Below are 16,156 nucleotides of genomic sequence, written 5' to 3'. Positions count from 1 at the left end.
GACCGTTTTGCCAGCCCGGACACGACTCTTATCGCCCTGCTGCCGCCATGATCCGGCCGAAGTAGGCGTCGGCGGTCAGGTAGCCCGCCAGACGCGCCGCTGCCACCCAGTCGCGCTCCAGGTCGGTTTCGCCGACCAGCAGGACCCCGTCCGCCGGGTGCGCGCAGCCCGCCAGGAAGCCGCGCAGGTGGCGCCCGGTCTCGGACCAGCTGGCACTCAGGCCCGGGGCGGCGGTGGTGGCCCGGATGGTCACGCCCTGCGCCGCAAGCTCCGCGCGGATCGCCTCGGCGTCAAGCGGGGGCTGGGTGGCCAGCAGACGGTCGGCGCGCGTGATCGCGGCCAGGCGCCGCGCCTCTTCACGTCGCATCCGGTCGCCCTCGCGCAGCAGCCGGAGCGCGTTCGTCGAAAAGAGGAATGCCACCAGATCGCGCCCCGTCGTCGCGCGAACGCCGGCATAGGTCTTGTAGTCGAGCCCAAGTTCGGTGGCGCGCCGCACGCGGGTGCGCACGACCTCGATCGGCAGGGTGGGCAGCAGCGCCGCGCGGGCCGCGCGCCAGCAATGGCGCCGCCAGCCCCCGCCGGGTTCCAGCGCGGGACCGCCGTTATGGCCCGGCCCGCTCACCGCACCCTCACCGGCCGGCCCAATCCCGAAGCCGCGCGACATAGCGGGCGAGGGTGTCGATCTCCAGGTTCACCTGGTCGCCGGCGCGCGCGGCGCCCCAGGTTGTGACCGCCTTGGTATGGGGGATGATGTTCACGCCGAAGGTCGCGCCATCAACCTCGTTCACGGTCAGCGAGGTGCCATTCAGCGCGACGGAGCCCTTGGGGGCGATGAACCCCGCCAGGCTGTCGGGCGCGCGGAAGGTGAAGCGGGTGGAATCGCCCTCCGCCTCCGCGCTCAGGATCTCGGCCACGCCATCGACATGGCCCGAGACGATGTGGCCGCCCAGTTCGTCCCCGACCTTCAGCGCGCGCTCCAGGTTGATCCGCTTGCCGAGGGTCCAGGCGCCGATATTGGTCTTGGACACGGACTCGGCCGAGATCTGGACATCGAACCAGCCGCGCGGTTCGGTTCCGGTCGCGATCACGGTCAGGCACACGCCTTCGCAGGCGATCGAGGCGCCAAGATCGATCGTCTCGACCGGGTAGGCGGTCGCGATCCGCGCCCGAAGGTCGCCCTGCTGTTCCAGCGCGATGATTTCGCCCATGTCGGTGACGATGCCGGTGAACATGCTGAGCCCCCTTTGAGTTCGCAAAATGCGTATCCCGCCGCGTTGGGTGTCGCAACCCCCGGGCGGAATTCGCCGCGAATTAATCTTCCCGGCCTAAGAAAAGCCGCTGTGAGCGGCGATCAGGGTGGCGGGCAGGATGCGCGCGGTCTAAGGAAGCCGGAGGCATATCAAACGATCGTTCGGAGGCGCGTGGAAGAGCGGCGGATACTGATGCTGCAGGGACCGCACGGCCCCTTCTTCGGCCAGTTGGCCGATGCGCTTCGCTCCGCCGGTGCCACGGTCTGGCGCGTCGGCTTCAACCGCGGCGACGAGGTGTTCTGGCGCGGGCTGTTCGGTCGCGGGAATTACATCCCCTACTCCGGCCGCGCGGTCGACTGGCCTGGCGTCTGCGCGGAGCTGCTGGCCAGTCTGCGCATCACCGATCTGGTGCTTTACGGCGACACCCGCCCCGTCCATGCCGAGGCGATCCGGCAGGCGCGCGCGCTTGGTTTGCGTATCCATGTGTTCGAGGAAGGTTACCTCAGGCCCTATTGGGTGACCTATGAGCGCGGCGGCTCGAACGGTCATTCGCGGCTGATGGATCTGGACGTGGCGGCGATGCGTGCCGTCCTGGCATGCAGCGGTGTCGAGCCGCCCGAGGCGCCTGCGCATTGGGGCGACCTGCGCCAGCATGTCTTCTATGGCGCGCTTTACCATTTCTTCGTGATGGCGATGAACCGCCGCTACCGGGACTTCACGCCCCATCGCGGCATCTCGGTCCGGGAGGAGTTCCGCCTGCACCTGCGCCGCCTGCTGCTGATGCCGCTGCACCGGGTCGAACGCTGGATCAGCACGCGCAGGGTCAAGCGGGGCGGCTTTCCCTACCACCTGGTACTTCTGCAACTGGAACATGATGCGAGCTTTCGCGCCCATTCCCCCTTCGCCTCGCAGACCGAATTCATCGAGCTTTGTCTTGAGGGGTTCGCGGCGGGCGCGCCGCGCGATCACCACCTCGTCTTCAAGGCCCATCCGCTGGAGGATGGCCGCGCGCCGGTTCAGAGGGCGCTGCGCGGTGCCGCCCGGCGGCTGGGCGTGGGTGCGCGCGTGCATTTCCTGCGCGGCGGAAAGCTCGCCGCGCTTCTGGGGCGCGCGCGAACGGTCGTGACGGTCAACTCGACCGCGGCGCAGCAGGCGCTCTGGCGGGGGCTTCCGCTCAAGGCCTTTGGCCGCGCGGTCTATGACAAGCCGGAATTCGTCTCCGGCCTGCCGCTTGACCGTTTTTTCGCGGCGGAGGACCGGCCGGATATGGCGGCCTATGCCGATTACCGCCAGTATCTTCTTGAAACCTCTCAGATTCCGGGCGGGTTCTATTCCAGCCGCGGGCGCCGGATCCTGTTGCGACAGGCCGTGGAGATGATGCTGGCCGACTGCGATCCCTATGACGCGCTGGCCGCGGGTATGGCTTCGCCGCGACAGCCGCTCAGAAGCTCCGCCTAGGCGCTTTCTCTCGCGCGGGATTGCCGTTACTGTGCCGGCAAAACAGGCGCAATCAGACCGGGCGGGACAAACCGGCCCAGACGGGGGACTTCTTGAAAAGCGTATTCGGCCTTGGCGCAAAATCGATTGTGGTGCTTTCGCTGTCGGTCTCGCTTGCGGGATGCGGGCTGCCCCGTTCAGGCCCCAGCAAGGGGGAGATCCTTGCCGGTTCGGTGGAGAAGATGGGCTCGACCTATATCGTGCCCGTGGACGAACGGGTTGCGCGCGCCGCGTCCAAATCGCCGGAGCTTGGCTTCTCAAGGGAGTTCATCACGGCCGGTGTCGTGGGCTCGGACGTGATCCATCCGGGCGATACGCTGTCGCTGACGATCTGGGAAAACGTTGATGACGGGCTGCTTGCCGGCAAGGGGGTCAACGCGACGGGGCTAGAGCAGCTACAGGTCGATGACGAGGGCTTCATCTTCGTGCCCTACGCGGGCCGGGTCCGCGCCTCTGGCAATACGCCCGAGACGCTGCGCCAGGCGATCACCGACAAGCTGAAGGACCAGACGCCGGACCCGCAGGTCACGGTGGCGCGCGCGGCGGGGGACGGGGCGACCGTTTCGGTCCTCGGCAATACCGGTGCCCAGGGCGTGTTCCCGATCGAGCGGCCGACGCGCACGCTGTCGGCGATGCTGGCGCGTGCGGGCGGCGTGGCGGTCGACCCCGAAACCGCGCAGATCACGGTCACCCGGCACGGGCGCACGGGAAGCGTGTGGCTGAAGGATCTCTACAAGAATCCCAACATGGACATCGCGCTGCGCGGCGGCGACGTGATCCTGGTGGAAAAGGATACCCGCACCTTCACCGCGCTGGGCGCGACCGGCGCGCAGGCGCGGGTGGACTTCGACACGCCCAACCTGACCGCGCTTGAGGCGGTGGCCAAGGTCGGCGGCCTCAACACCCATTTGGCCGACCCCAAGGGTCTTTTCATCATGCGCGACGAAAGCCCCGCGATCGCGGCGGCGGTGCTGGGCCAGGCGGGCCTGAAGGAGCCTCAGCGGGTGGCCTATGTGCTGGACCTGACCCAGCCCGACGGCATCTTCAACGCGCGTGATTTCGTGATCCGCGACGGCGACACGATCTATGTGACCGAAGCGCCCTACGTCCAGTGGCAGAAAACGCTTTCGGTGCTGACCGGCACCGCAAGTTCGGCCAACGCGATCTCGAGCGCGGCCGGAGGGTGACGCGCGCGCCGCGACAGGGGGGCGCCGGGCAGGAGGACAAGCGGCGCCTTTACGTCTTCAACGGCGGATTTCTGACCAACGACCGGGTGCGCCGGATCCTCGCGCTCAGCGGCTATGACTTGCGGCTCGGCATTCCCGGCAAGGACGACCTGGTTGGCGTCTGGGGCCGAAGCCCGACCGCGCCCAGGGGGGAGGCCGTGGCCGCGCGGACGGGCGCCGGGATCGTGCGGGTGGAGGACGCGTTCCTGCGCTCGCTCCGGCCCGGACGGTCGGGGGAGCCGCCGCTCGGCCTCTTGATCGACCCGGTGGGCGTTCATTTCGACGGCGCCGCGCCTTCGCTGATCGAGGAGATCATCCGCCGCGAACCGCTGGATGACACCGTGGTTTTGGGGCGCGCGCGCGAGGGGATCGAACGGCTCAAGCACCTGCACCTGTCCAAATACAACGGCTTCGATCCGGAACTTGAGGTTCCGCCCCCGGGCTATGTGCTGATCATCGACCAGACGCGCAACGACGCCTCGATCCGCCATGGCGGCGCCTCCGCCGCGACCTTCCGGGAGATGCTGGTGATCGCGCAGGAGGAACATCCCGGCGCGCGCATCGTGATCAAGTCACATCCGGAGGCCGCCAGCGGCCACCGGCGCGGCCATTACGACCAGACCCATGCGGTGGGCTGGGTCAGCCTGCTGAGCGATCCCGTCTCGCCCTGGGCGCTTCTGGATGGGGCGATTGCGGTTTACACCGTCTCCTCCCAGATGGGGTTCGAGGCGATCCTGGCGGGCCACCGCCCGCGGGTTTTCGGCCAGCCCTTCTATGCGGGCTGGGGCCTGACGCAGGACGAAAACCCCGTCGCGCGGCGGCAGAAACGTCTGACGCGCGCGCAGCTTTTTGCCGCGGCGATGATCATGGCCCCCACCTGGTATGATCGCGCGCGCGATCGCTTGTGCACTTTCGAAGCGGCCGTGGACCAGTTGGAAGCCGACGTGCGCGCCTACCGCGACGACCGGCGCGGCCATGTCGCGGTGGGGATGCGGCTGTGGAAGCGCGGGCATCTGCAAGGCGCCTTCGGGCGCGAACGGCGCCTGGTGTTCCAGGACGATCCGGGCAAGGCTGTGCTCAGGGCGCGGCGCAGCGGGCGGGATATCCTCATCTGGGCCGGCAAGGAAAACGAAGTGCTCGGGCAGGCGGTCGGGGATGTCCCGGTCCGGCGGGTGGAGGACGGGTTCCTGCGCTCTCGTGGTCTGGGGGCGGAGCTGGTGCCGCCGCTTTCGCTCGTGGCGGACCGCGCGGGCATCTACTACGACCCCTCGCGCCCCAGTGACCTTGAGGCGCTGATCGCGGCCGGTCTGCCGCCGGGCGGGGCCGCGCGGGCCGAACGCCTGATCCGGCGGCTGACGCTCTCGGGCCTTTCGAAATACAACCTCGCCTCTGACGCGCTGCCCGAACTGCCCAAAGGGCGCCGGATCCTCGTGCCGGGTCAGGTGGAGGATGACGCCTCGGTGCGTCTCGGCGCGGGGGCGGAACGCACGAACCTTGCGCTGCTGGAACGGGTGCGGGCGGAAAATCCCGATGCCGTGATCCTTTACAAGCCCCACCCGGACGTGGAGGCGGGGCTGCGCGCGGGCCTTTTGCCAGAGGGCGAGGCGCTGCGTTTCGCCGATACGGTCGTGCCGCGTGCCGATCCCGTGCGCCTGATTGAGGCCGCGGACGAGGTCTGGACCATCACCTCGGGCCTGGGGTTCGAGGCGCTGATCCGGGGCAAGCCCGTCACCACGCTGGGCATGCCCTTCTACGCGGGCTGGGGGCTGACGCGCGATCTGTTCCCGCAGCCCCCGCGCCGGGGCCGCGCGAGCCTTCTGGCGCTCGTTCACGCCGCCCTTGTCACCTATCCACGCTATAGAGATCCCGTCACCGGGCTACCCTGTCCGGTGGAGGTGATCCTCGACCGGCTGGTCAAGCACGAGGTTCCGGCGCCGGGCCGAGCCAACCGCATCCTGTCGAAGCTTCAGGGGCTTTTCGCGAGCCAGAACTGGCTCTGGCGCTAGGGCTCCCGGCCTTCAGGCGCGGACCCAGTGGGTGACGGTGTCGGCCCCGACCACGCATTGGTCCCTCAGCCGGAAGCGCGGCGCGCCGGCCAGTGCATCTAGGGCGAGCGTTCCAAGGGCGGGCCGGCCATCTGCGCCAAGCGCGAGGCCTGCCGAAAAGTGCCGGATCTCGTCCACCAGCCCGGCGCGCAGGAGGGCGGCCGCGAACTGGCCGCCGCCCTCGCAGAAGACCCGCGTCAGCCCCTCGGCCCCCAAAACGCGCAGCAGGGCGTTTGGCGAAAGGGCGCCGTCCTCCTCCGCAACCTCGATCAGGCGCGCGCCGAGCCGGGTCCAGATGTCGCGGGCGGCCTTTGGCGCGGCGGGGCCGTGCAGCAGCCAAAGCGGCGCCCGCGTGACGCTATGCGCCAGGGTGCCGCCGGTCGGAAGGTCCAAGAGCCGCGCGCAGACGACACGGACCGGCTGGCGCGTCACGCCGAGACCGCGCACCGTCAGCGCCGGGTCGTCGGCGCGCGCGGTCCCACCCCCCACCATGACCGCGTCATGGGTGGCGCGCATGGCGTGAACCATGCGCCGCGCCTCCGGCCCGGTGATCCAGCGGCTTTCGCCCGAGGCCGTCGCGATGCGCCCGTCGAAACTGGTCGCAAGCTTCAACGTGACCATCGGACGACCGTCGCGAACGCGGCTGAGGAAGCCGGTCTGGGCGGCCTCCGCGTCCCGCGCGAGGACCCCGGTCGTCACGGGGATGCCCGCGCCCCTCAGGATCTGATGCCCGCGGCCCGCAACGCGCGGGTCGGGGTCGGTGATCGCGCTGACAACGCGCGCGACGCCCGCCTTGACCAGCGCTTCGGCACAGGGGGGCGTCTTGCCGTGATGCGCGCAAGGCTCAAGGCTCACATAAGCCGTCGCACCCCGCGCGGCGGCGCCCGCCTGCGCCAGGGCCTGGGTTTCCGCATGGGGGCGGCCGCCGTCCTGGGTCCAGCCGCGTCCGACGATGCGCCCGCCGCTCACGATCACGCAGCCGACTGCCGGGTTGGGCCAGACACGACCCAGCCCCCGTGCGCCAAGCGCGATGGCCAACGCCATGAACCGCTGGTCGGCCTCTGCGCTCACTCTTCCGCCGGGGAGGCCGGGCGCAGTTCCGACACGAACTTGTCGAAGTCGTCGGCGGCCTGGAAGTTCTTGTAGACGCTGGCGAAACGGACGTATGCCACGGTGTCGATCCGGGCCAGCGTCTCCATCACGATCTCGCCGATCGTCTTCGAGGGGATGTCGGTATCGCCCAGCGACTCCAGCCGCCGCACGATGCCCGAGATCATCTGGTCGATCCGCTCCGGCTCGATCGGGCGCTTCTGCATCGCGATCCGGATGGAGCGTTCCAGCTTGCCGCGATCGAAATCCTCGCGCTTGCCAGAGGACTTGATGACCACGAGGTCGCGCAGCTGCACCCGCTCGTATGTGGTGAAGCGGCCGCCGCAGGCCGGGCAGAAGCGCCGCCTGCGGATCGCCACATGGTCTTCCGCCGGACGGCTATCTTTCACCTGCGTATCGACATTTCCGCAAAACGGGCAGCGCATCGCCTCTCCCTCGGGGTCAGAGTGGGTGTTTCCACAGGCACTATAGGGGGCAACCGATTCGTTGGGTAGTGGGTAGGCCGACCCACCAGATCTTGGCGGTGCGATCTGTGGCTTCCGGGACTCAGCTTCGCGCCCTCAGGCGAAATGCCCGGCGACCTCGCGCCGGTGCGGGCGGCGGCGATGCTCGAACAGATAGACGCCCTGCCAGGTGCCAAGCGCCGGGTGCCCCGCCATGACGGGGATGGAGAGGCTGACGGGCAGAAGCGCGGCCTTGATATGGGCGGGCATGTCGTCGGGCCCCTCGTAGGTATGCGTCAGATAGGCCATCGCGGGGTGGTCCGAGGGCGGAACCAGCCGGTCGAAGAAGGCGGTCAGGTCGCTGCGCACCTCGGGGTCGGCATTTTCCTGGATCGCGAGCGAGCAGGAGGTGTGGCGCACGAAAAGCGTCAGCAACCCGTCCCCTTTGCCACGGACGAAGGCGCGCACCTGGTCGGTGAATTCGTAAAGGCCGGGGCCCGTGGTCTCGATCAGGAAGTGGGTCTGCATCGGTTCCCCCATCGGTCCGGGCCGGTTTCCGGCAAGGTCGCACGCGGGCCCCCCGCTGTCGAGCGCGGCGCATGTCACGCGCCCGTGAGACCGCAAACACTCGTCCCGTGCTAGCCTCCGGGCATTGATGCAGGGAGGCCGAGATGACTCGTTTGACCGCACGCGACTTCGCGCCCGAATTGCTTGAGCTTTACGATTTCTACGCCCACGGCCTGATCACCAAGCGCGACTTTCTGGACCGTGCCGCGAAATACGCGGTTGGCGGGCTGACCGCCTCGGCGATCCTGGGAATGATGAGCCCGGACTACGCACTGGCCGAACAGGTCAGCGTCAACGACCCCGGCATTCGCGCCGACTACATCGACTACCCCTCACCGCAGGGGAATGGGATGGTGCGCGGTTACTTGGTGCGGCCCGCCGCGGCGACGGGGCGGTTGCCCGCGGTCGTCGTGGTGCATGAGAACCGTGGCCTGAACCCCCACATCGAGGACGTGGCCCGGCGGCTGGCCAAGGCGGGATTCATGGCGTTGGCGCCCGACGGGTTGAGTTCCGTCGGGGGCTATCCAGGCAATGACGAGGCGGGACGCGAACTGCAAAGGCAGGTCGATCCGGTCAAGCTGATGAACGACTTCTTCGCCGCAGTGGAGCATCTGATGGCGCACGAAGGGTCCACCGGCAAGGTCGGCATCATCGGGTTCTGCTACGGCGGCGGCGCCGCGAACGCCGCCGCGGTGGCCTATCCGGAACTGAAAGCCGCCGTGCCGTTCTACGGCCGTCAGCCGGATGCGGGCGATGTGCCGCGGATCAAGGCGGCGCTGATGATTCACTACGCGGGCCTCGACGATCGGGTGAACGCGGGCTGGCCGGGCTATGAAGCCGCACTGAAGGCCGCCGGAACGGATTATCAGGCCTTCATCTATGAGGGCGCCAACCACGGATTCCACAACGATACCACGCCCCGCTACGACGCAGCGGCGGCGGAACTCGCTTGGGCGCGCACCGTCGCGTTCCTGGCCGACAGGCTCGCCTAGTCAAGCTGGCCCAATGGGGTCGTCGTTGGGTCGGGATTTCGGGCCCCGGGGCTGGTTCATCGCCGCGAAGCGGTGTTAGAAGCGGCGGGAGGCCGGACCGCGTCCGCCGCGCCGATCTTCCGGCGCCCTGCGGCGTGGTTTGGCAACCGTTCCAGCAACTTGCCGTCAGGAAGCCCCATGTCCGCTTTTGAGACCCCACCGCCCGCGCTTGACGATCACCGGCTCGCCGAACTCGCCCGCCGGCATTGGGGGCTGGAAGGGAAGCTGCATCCGCTGATCTCCGAACGCGATCAGAACGCGCGGCTGGAGGCCGGGGGGCGGCGCTATGTCCTCAAGATCTCGAACGCGGGGGAGGACAGGGGGCAGATCGCGCTCCAGACGGCGGTGATGAAGCACCTGGAGGGGCAGGGCATGGCCGGGATCCCGCGCGTCGTCCCGACCCTTGAGGGCAGCGACGGGGCCGAGGCCGAAACCGGCCACGGCCTGGGCCAGGTGCGGCTTGTCACCTGGGTCGAGGGGCCGCTGCTGTCGTCTGCGCCGAGGAGCCTTGGGCAGCTTGAAAGCCTGGGGGGCTTCATGGGCCGGCTGACGCGCGCGATGCAGGGCTTCGGCCATCCGGCGGCCTTCCGCGAGGGGTTCCTGTGGTCGCTGGACAACGCGGCCGGGGTGGAAAGCTGGGCCGATGACATCGCTGATCCGGCCCGCCGCGCGCTGGTGGGCGCGCTCTTCGGGCGCTACCGCACCCGCGTCGCGCCGCGCCTGCCCGGACTTCGCGCATCGGTCTTGCATCAGGACGCCAACGACAACAACGTGATCGTTGACGGCGCGAACCCGGACCATGTCGCCGGCCTGATCGACTTCGGCGACATGGCCCACGGGCGCACGATCAACGAACTGGCGATCACGCTGGCCTATGCGATCCTCGACGCACCCGACCTTTATGCCGCTATCCGGGCGGTGATTCGTGGCTATGTCGCGGACTTTCCGATTACTGAGGACGAGGCGGAGGTGCTTTTCGACCTGATGCGGATGCGGCTGGCGATGAGCGTCTGCATCTCCTCCCGCCGGGCGAAGGAGCACCCGGACAACGCCTATCTGACGATCAGCCAGGGCCCCGCCTTCGCGGTGCTGGAGCGGCTGGAGCGGGTTGATCCGGAATTCATGGTGGGGCTCTGCCGCAAGGCTGCGGGGTTTGACGCGACCCGCGCCGCGGCGTCGGTGCGCGCGCATCTGGCGCAGGCGAAGCCGATCCCCGTCGTCCAGCCCGACCCCGGCCGCGCCGCACGGATCGCGCTTCTGACCGATGGCTCGCATCCCGGCATGCCGGCCTTTTCCGACCGCGCCTTTGATGCGTGGTTCGCGGGCCAGCGCCCCGCGAACCTGCCCGAGAATGTCGCCTTCTACGGCTTCGGTCCCTATGGCGAGCGGCGCTCGGTCTATGCCAGCGACCAGTTCGCCGACGCCGCCAGCCCCGAGCGGCGCACGCGCCACACCGGCATCGACATCTTTGCCGCCAAGGGCACGCCGGTTCACGCGCCGCTCGCAGGCACGGTGGCCTTCGTCGCCTACAATGCCGACCCGCTCGACTACGGCCACACGCTGATCCTTGAGCACGCGACCCCGGAAGGGGTGCGGTTCTGGACCCTCTACGGCCACCTTGCGGGGACACTTCCGGGTCTCGCCCAGACGGGCCAACGGATCGAGGCGGGACAGCTTGTCGGCCACCTCGGCGACTGGCACGAAAACGGTGGCTGGTCGCCGCATCTGCATTTCCAGATCATGACCGACATGCTGGCGCAGGACGGGGGCAACTTCTTCGGCGTCGGGCATGACAGCCACTGGGATGTCTGGTCCGACATCTGCATCGACCCGAACCTGATCCTGCGGCTCGCGCCCGAAAGCTTCACCCTCGACCCGCATCCCCCCGCCGAGCTTCTGGCGCGGCGCGCGCGCGCCATCGGCCCGTCGCTGTCGATCTCCTACGCGGAGAAGCTGAAGATGGTGCGGGGCGAGGGGCCCTGGCTGATCGACCATTCCGGCCGGCGCTATCTGGACGCGGTCAACAACATCACCCATGTCGGGCACTGCAACCCGCAGGTGGTGGCCGCGATCGCGCGGCAGGCCGGGATCCTGAACACCAACACCCGCTACCTGAGCGAGCTGATCCTCGACTATTCCGAACGGCTGACCGCGAAACTGCCCGGCGATCTTAAGGTCGCCTATTTCGTGAACTCGGGCACCGAGGCGAACGAGCTGGCGCTGCGCATCGCGCGCACGGCCATGGGCAAGAAATCGACCGTGGTGCTCGACTGGGCCTATCACGGCAACTCGGGCGGCATGGTCGATGTCAGCCCCTACAAGTTCAAGCGCAAGGGCGGCTATCCCCAGCCCGACTTCGTCGAGATCGCGGCCTTCCCCGACCCCTACCGCGGCCCCCACAAGGGCATGTCCGAGGCTTCGGGACGGGCCTATGCGGGCGATGTGGCGCGCTGTCTTGAAGCGGTCCGGGCCAAGACCGGTACATCCGCCGCCGCCTTCATCGCCGAAAGCATCTCGGGCGTGGGCGGGCAGGTCGTCTATCCCGACGGCTACCTGAAATCGGTTTACGAACAGGTCCGCGCCGCAGGCGGGCTTTGCATCGCGGATGAGGTGCAATGTGGCTTCGGTCGCGTGGGCGAGACCTTCTGGGGGTTCGAGTTGCAGGGCGTCGTTCCGGATATCGTGGTGATGGGCAAGCCCATCGGCAACGGCCACCCCCTTGCTGCCGTCGTCACCACACGCGAACTTGCCGCGACGTTCGCCAACGGCATGGAGTATTTCAACTCCTTCGGCGGCAACCCGGTGTCGATGGCCGTCGGCATGGCCGTCCTCGACGTGATCGAGGGCGAGGGCCTTCAGCAGACGGCGCTGGAAACAGGCCGCTACATGCTGGACCGCTTCCGCGACATGGCGCGGCGTGCGCCGCTGATCGGGGATGTGCGCGGGCGGGGCCTGTTTTCGGGCGTCGAGCTGGTGCGCAACCAAGAGACGCTGGAACCCGCCACGGCCGAGGCGGGCTGGATCGTCAACCATATCCGCCAGCAGGGGGTTCTCGCCTCGACCGACGGTCCGCTTGACAACGTGCTGAAGTTCAAGCCGCCGATGGTGTTCGGACGGGCGGAGGCCGATATCCTCTGCGACGCGCTAGAGCGGGCCTTTGCCGATCTGGCCGCGTCGGGACCTAGCGCGGCAGGGTGATCGCGGTTTCGGACAGCATCTTATGGCTGTCCGCATCGAAGATCAGGATGCGGTCGTCGCTGGTCACGACCGCATACCAGCCGCGCCCGAAGGTGATTGCCTCGGGGGTGACGCCCTCGGGCAGGCTCACCGCCTCCGGCAGGACGGGGGCTGGACGCTCGACCGCCTGGAGGCGGATGACAAGCAGCGCCATGATCGTTATGAGGCCAAGGATCATCGTCCCGGCCAAGACCGTGACAAGCCGCTTGAGAAATCTGAGATCGGCGGGGCTGACACCCGGCCCGGCCTCTGGAGCATCGTTCATGTCTGACCTTTCGGACCGCATTCTGAGCGTGACGATCGGGGAAAACCCGCCCGACCGCCTTGATAAGGCGCTGACCCGCGATGTGCCAGAGGAAGCGGCGCTGTCACGCTCGCGCCTGGCGAAGCTCTTGGCCGAAGGCGCCGTGCGCCGCGACGGCGCAGTCATGGACAATCCGAAGGCCCGCGTGGCGGAGGGCGAGGTCTATGAGATCGCGCTGGGCCCGGCCGAGGTGGTCGAGACGCGGGCACAGGACATCCCGCTGAGCGTCGTCTGGGAAGACGCCGACCTGATCGTGATCGACAAGCCCGCGGGCATGGTCGTCCACCCTGCGCCGGGGTCCTATGACGGCACGCTCGTCAACGCGCTTCTGCATCACTGCGGCGATACGCTGTCCGGCATCGGCGGCGAACGGCGGCCGGGGATCGTGCATCGCATCGACAAGGATACGACCGGGCTTCTGGTGGTCGCCAAGTCGGACCGCGCGCATCACGGGCTTGCCAAGCAGTTCGAAAAGCACACGGTCAAGCGGCGCTACCTGGCGATCGTCCAGGGCGCGCCCGACGCCAACGACCCGCGCCTGCATGGCGTCAAGGGCACGAGCTTCGAGCCCGGCGGCATCCTCAAGATCACGACCCAGCTTGCCCGCCACAAGACCGACCGACAGCGCCAGGCGGTGCTGTTCCAAGGCGGGCGGCACGCGGTCACGCGCGTCAGGGTGCTTGAGAGCTTCGGCGCGCCGCCGGCCGCAGCGCTGGTGGAGTGCTGGCTTGAAACCGGGCGCACGCATCAGATCCGCGTGCACATGGCCCATGTCGGTCACGGGCTGGTGGGCGACCAGACCTATGGCGGGCGGCGAAAGCTGTCGCCCAAGGCGGTCGGGGAGGCGGCGGTGGAGGCCGCGGCCCTGTTCCCCCGCCAGGCGCTCCACGCCGCGGCGCTGGGATTTTCCCATCCGGTCACGGGGGAGTGGCTGGAGTTCGAAAGCCCGCTTCCGGCCGATATGGCCGCGCTGCTTGACGTCCTGCAGGGCGCAGGCCCGACCTGAAATCGTTCTGAAACCGTCCTGACAACCGCGTGAGCGGAATGTCACAAATCTCGTATCGCGACGGAAGAATGTTCATCTTGCGTTCAAAGAGGAGTGCCAGACTGCGCGCCTGCGCGGTTGTGGCGGCTTGAACACAAACCCTGACGGCCCTATTTTCGCGGGTCCGAAGGGAGAAACGGGGTAAGTATGACGAGTTACAGCAATCTTCCCGCACCCAGTCCTGAACAGGGCCTGAACCGCTATTTGCAGGAAATCCGCAAGTTCCCGCTGCTGGAGCCTGAAGAAGAATACATGCTTGCCAAGCGTTGGGCCGATCATGAGGACGCGCCCGCCGCCCACAAGCTCGTGACCTCTCACCTGCGGCTCGCGGCGAAGATCGCGATGGGCTACCGCGGCTACGGGCTTCCCCAGGCCGAGGTGATCTCGGAAGCGAATGTGGGCCTGATGCAGGCGGTCAAGCGTTTCGACCCCGAAAGGGGCTTCCGGCTCGCGACCTATGCGATGTGGTGGATCCGCGCCTCGATCCAGGAATATATCCTGCGGTCCTGGAGCCTGGTGAAGCTCGGCACGACCTCGGCGCAGAAGAAGCTGTTCTTCAACCTGCGCAAGGCCAAGTCGAAGATCGGTGCGCTGGAGGAGGGCGACCTGCGCCCCGAAAACGTCGCCCAGATCGCTCGCGACCTCAATGTTTCGGAGGACGAGGTCATCGACATGAACCGGCGCCTGTCGGGCTCCGACGCCTCGCTTAACGCCCAGATCGGGGCGGAGGACGGCGGCAGCCAGTGGCAGGACTGGCTGGAGGACGAGGACGCCGACCAGGCCGGGGCCTATGCCGAGGCCGAGGAGCTTGAGGCGCGCCGCGCTCTGATGGACCGCGCGATGGAAGCGCTCAACGAGCGGGAGCGCGACATCCTGATCGAGCGGCGCCTGCGCGAGGATCCGATGACGCTAGAGGACCTCTCGACGCGCTACGACGTCAGCCGCGAGCGGATCCGTCAGATCGAGGTGCGGGCCTTCGAAAAGCTCCAGACCCGCATGAAGCAACTGGCGCGCGAGCAGGGGATGCTGCCCGCGAACTGAGGTTTCGCACCCACCCAGACAAACGGCCGCCCCGGTTCGGGCGGCCGCTTTTTACTGCCCGATCCGGCCCGGCAAAACCCCGCCGCCCGGCGGTTCCGCGCACGAGTTTTGCTGGCCTTTCGCCCGGTCCTTCGCTAGAGTTCCGCACAGACCCGGAAAACGGGCGGACAGAGGCAGAGACGGCGGTATCCCATGACTGAAATGGTCTTCGGCTCCGTGCCCGCGCGCGCGGGCGAGCCAATCCTTCCACGCTGGTGGCGCACGATCGACCGCTGGGCGCTGGGGGCAGTGATCGCCCTTTTCGGCCTTGGCCTGCTTCTCGGACTTGCGGCCTCTGTCCCGCTGGCGGAGAAGAACGGGCTCGATCCCTTCTACTACGTGTCGCGGCAGGCGGTCTTTGGCGCCACGGCCATCGTGGCGATGATGATCACTTCGATGATGTCACCCGACATGGTGCGCCGGCTTGGGGTCCTGGGCTTTCTGGGCGCCTTCGTCGCGCTGATGTTCCTGCCGTTCCTGGGAACCGACTTCGGCAAGGGTGCGGTGCGCTGGTATTCGCTGGGCTTCGCCTCGTTCCAGCCGTCGGAGTTCCTCAAGCCCGGCTACGTGATCCTGACGGCCTGGCTTATGGCCGCCGCACAGGAAATCAACGGCCCGCCGGGGCGGCTTTATTCCTTCGTCCTGACGCTGGTGATCGTGCTGCTGCTTGCCATGCAGCCCGATTTCGGTCAGGCCTGCCTTGTGCTCTTCGCCTGGGGCGTGATGTATTTCGTCGGCGGCGCACCTTTCCTGCTTCTGACCGTCGTCGCGGGGATGGTCGTGGCTGGCGGGCTGACGGCCTACAACGCCTCCGAGCATTTCGCGCGCCGGATCGACGGGTTCCTGTCGTCCGAGATCGACCCGCGCACCCAGATCGGCTACGCGACGAACGCGATCCAGGAGGGGGGCATCTTCGGCGTCGGCGTGGGCGAGGGGACGGTGAAATGGTCGCTTCCCGACGCGCATACCGACTTCATCATTGCCGTCGCGGCCGAGGAATACGGGCTGATCATGGTCCTGATGATCATCACCCTTTATGCCTTCATCACGGTGCGCTCCCTCTTCCGGCTGATGCGTGAACGCGATCCGTTCATCCGGCTGGCCGGGACGGGGCTGGCCTGTGCCTTCGGGGTGCAGGCGCTGATCAACATGGGGGTGGCGGTGCGGCTTCTGCCCGCCAAGGGCATGACGCTGCCCTTCGTCAGCTACGGCGGCTCCTCCGTCATCGCGAGCGGGATCGCGGTGGGCATGCTGCTGGCCTTCACCCGCAGCCGGCCGCAAGGGCGCATCAGCGATATCATCGGACGGCGGGGGCGCTGAT

General features: G+C 68.0%; 14 protein-coding genes. 8 read left to right on the top strand and 6 right to left on the bottom strand.

The window, feature by feature from the left end:
• Window positions 1–28 precede the first annotated feature (28 nt).
• Together OE647_RS06875 and OE647_RS06870 are read right to left on the bottom strand one after the other, a co-directional pair.
• Entirely contained in the window at window positions 29–622 is a 594-nt protein-coding gene (locus OE647_RS06875; protein WP_318527936.1) for a hypothetical protein, read from the bottom strand.
• A 7-nt stretch (window positions 623–629) separates the two neighbouring features.
• Window positions 630–1,232, bottom strand: a complete 603-nt coding sequence (locus OE647_RS06870; protein ID WP_263720980.1) for a riboflavin synthase — start codon at window positions 1,230–1,232, stop codon at window positions 630–632.
• Window positions 1,233–1,442: 210 nt separating this feature from the next.
• Here OE647_RS06870 and OE647_RS06865 point away from each other — a divergent pair, with 210 nt between their 5' ends.
• The 3 genes from OE647_RS06865 to OE647_RS06855 all read left to right on the top strand — a co-directional run bounded on the left by OE647_RS06865 (window position 1,443) and on the right by OE647_RS06855 (window position 5,979).
• Window positions 1,443–2,708 (top strand): capsule biosynthesis protein, encoded by a 1,266-nt coding sequence (locus tag OE647_RS06865; RefSeq protein WP_263720979.1) that lies wholly within the window; start codon window positions 1,443–1,445, stop codon window positions 2,706–2,708.
• 92 nt (window positions 2,709–2,800) lie between these two features.
• Complete coding sequence (locus OE647_RS06860; RefSeq protein WP_263720978.1) at window positions 2,801–3,934, top strand: polysaccharide biosynthesis/export family protein; 1,134 nt, start codon at window positions 2,801–2,803, stop codon at window positions 3,932–3,934.
• On the top strand, window positions 3,931–5,979 hold the full coding sequence (locus OE647_RS06855; protein WP_263720977.1) for a capsular polysaccharide biosynthesis protein: 2,049 nt from the start codon (window positions 3,931–3,933) through the stop codon (window positions 5,977–5,979). Before OE647_RS06860 ends, OE647_RS06855 begins: the two co-directional genes overlap by 4 nt.
• Window positions 5,980–5,991: 12 nt before the next feature.
• On the opposite strand, the gene ribD is transcribed toward OE647_RS06855, so the two are convergent.
• The 3 genes from ribD to OE647_RS06840 form a co-directional block, all read right to left on the bottom strand.
• Complete coding sequence (gene ribD, locus OE647_RS06850; protein WP_263720976.1) at window positions 5,992–7,089, bottom strand: bifunctional diaminohydroxyphosphoribosylaminopyrimidine deaminase/5-amino-6-(5-phosphoribosylamino)uracil reductase RibD; 1,098 nt, start codon at window positions 7,087–7,089, stop codon at window positions 5,992–5,994.
• Window positions 7,086–7,553, bottom strand: a complete 468-nt coding sequence (nrdR, locus tag OE647_RS06845) for a transcriptional regulator NrdR (protein WP_263720975.1) — start codon at window positions 7,551–7,553, stop codon at window positions 7,086–7,088. The genes ribD and nrdR overlap by 4 nt, the downstream gene beginning before the upstream one ends.
• A gap of 135 nt (window positions 7,554–7,688) precedes the next feature.
• Entirely contained in the window at window positions 7,689–8,099 is a 411-nt protein-coding gene (locus OE647_RS06840; RefSeq protein WP_263720974.1) for a secondary thiamine-phosphate synthase enzyme YjbQ, read from the bottom strand.
• 143 nt (window positions 8,100–8,242) lie between these two features.
• Here OE647_RS06840 and yghX point away from each other — a divergent pair, with 143 nt between their 5' ends.
• Window positions 8,243–9,130: a YghX family hydrolase gene (gene yghX, locus OE647_RS06835; protein WP_263720973.1), complete on the top strand. Its 888-nt coding sequence runs from the start codon at window positions 8,243–8,245 to the stop codon at window positions 9,128–9,130.
• Between the two features lie 177 nt (window positions 9,131–9,307).
• Window positions 9,308–12,367 (top strand): aminotransferase class III-fold pyridoxal phosphate-dependent enzyme, encoded by a 3,060-nt coding sequence (locus OE647_RS06830; protein WP_263720972.1) that lies wholly within the window; start codon window positions 9,308–9,310, stop codon window positions 12,365–12,367.
• Here the strand turns inward: OE647_RS06830 and OE647_RS06825 are convergent.
• The gene (locus OE647_RS06825; protein ID WP_263720971.1) at window positions 12,351–12,671 is read right to left on the bottom strand and encodes a DUF6476 family protein; all 321 of its coding nucleotides are present in this window, start codon (window positions 12,669–12,671) and stop codon (window positions 12,351–12,353) included. The two genes, OE647_RS06830 and OE647_RS06825, sit on opposite strands and share 17 nt — an antisense overlap.
• Here OE647_RS06825 and OE647_RS06820 point away from each other — a divergent pair.
• The 3 genes from OE647_RS06820 to OE647_RS06810 all read left to right on the top strand — a co-directional run bounded on the left by OE647_RS06820 (window position 12,670) and on the right by OE647_RS06810 (window position 16,155).
• Window positions 12,670–13,716: an RluA family pseudouridine synthase gene (locus OE647_RS06820; RefSeq protein ID WP_263720970.1), complete on the top strand. Its 1,047-nt coding sequence runs from the start codon at window positions 12,670–12,672 to the stop codon at window positions 13,714–13,716. The two genes, OE647_RS06825 and OE647_RS06820, sit on opposite strands and share 2 nt — an antisense overlap.
• Before the next feature lie 186 nt (window positions 13,717–13,902).
• Window positions 13,903–14,796: an RNA polymerase sigma factor RpoH gene (rpoH, locus tag OE647_RS06815; RefSeq protein WP_263720969.1), complete on the top strand. Its 894-nt coding sequence runs from the start codon at window positions 13,903–13,905 to the stop codon at window positions 14,794–14,796.
• 192 nt (window positions 14,797–14,988) lie between these two features.
• Window positions 14,989–16,155, top strand: coding sequence for a peptidoglycan glycosyltransferase FtsW (locus tag OE647_RS06810; protein ID WP_263720968.1), 1,167 nt, complete (start codon window positions 14,989–14,991; stop codon window positions 16,153–16,155).
• The last annotated feature ends 1 nt before the right edge of the window (window position 16,156 follow it).

The organism is Albidovulum sediminicola, from assembly GCF_025751575.1.
Lineage (GTDB): Bacteria > Pseudomonadota > Alphaproteobacteria > Rhodobacterales > Rhodobacteraceae > Albidovulum > Albidovulum sediminicola.
Note: the sequence above shows the minus strand (reverse complement) of the source record. Positions and strands in the feature narration are given on the sequence as shown.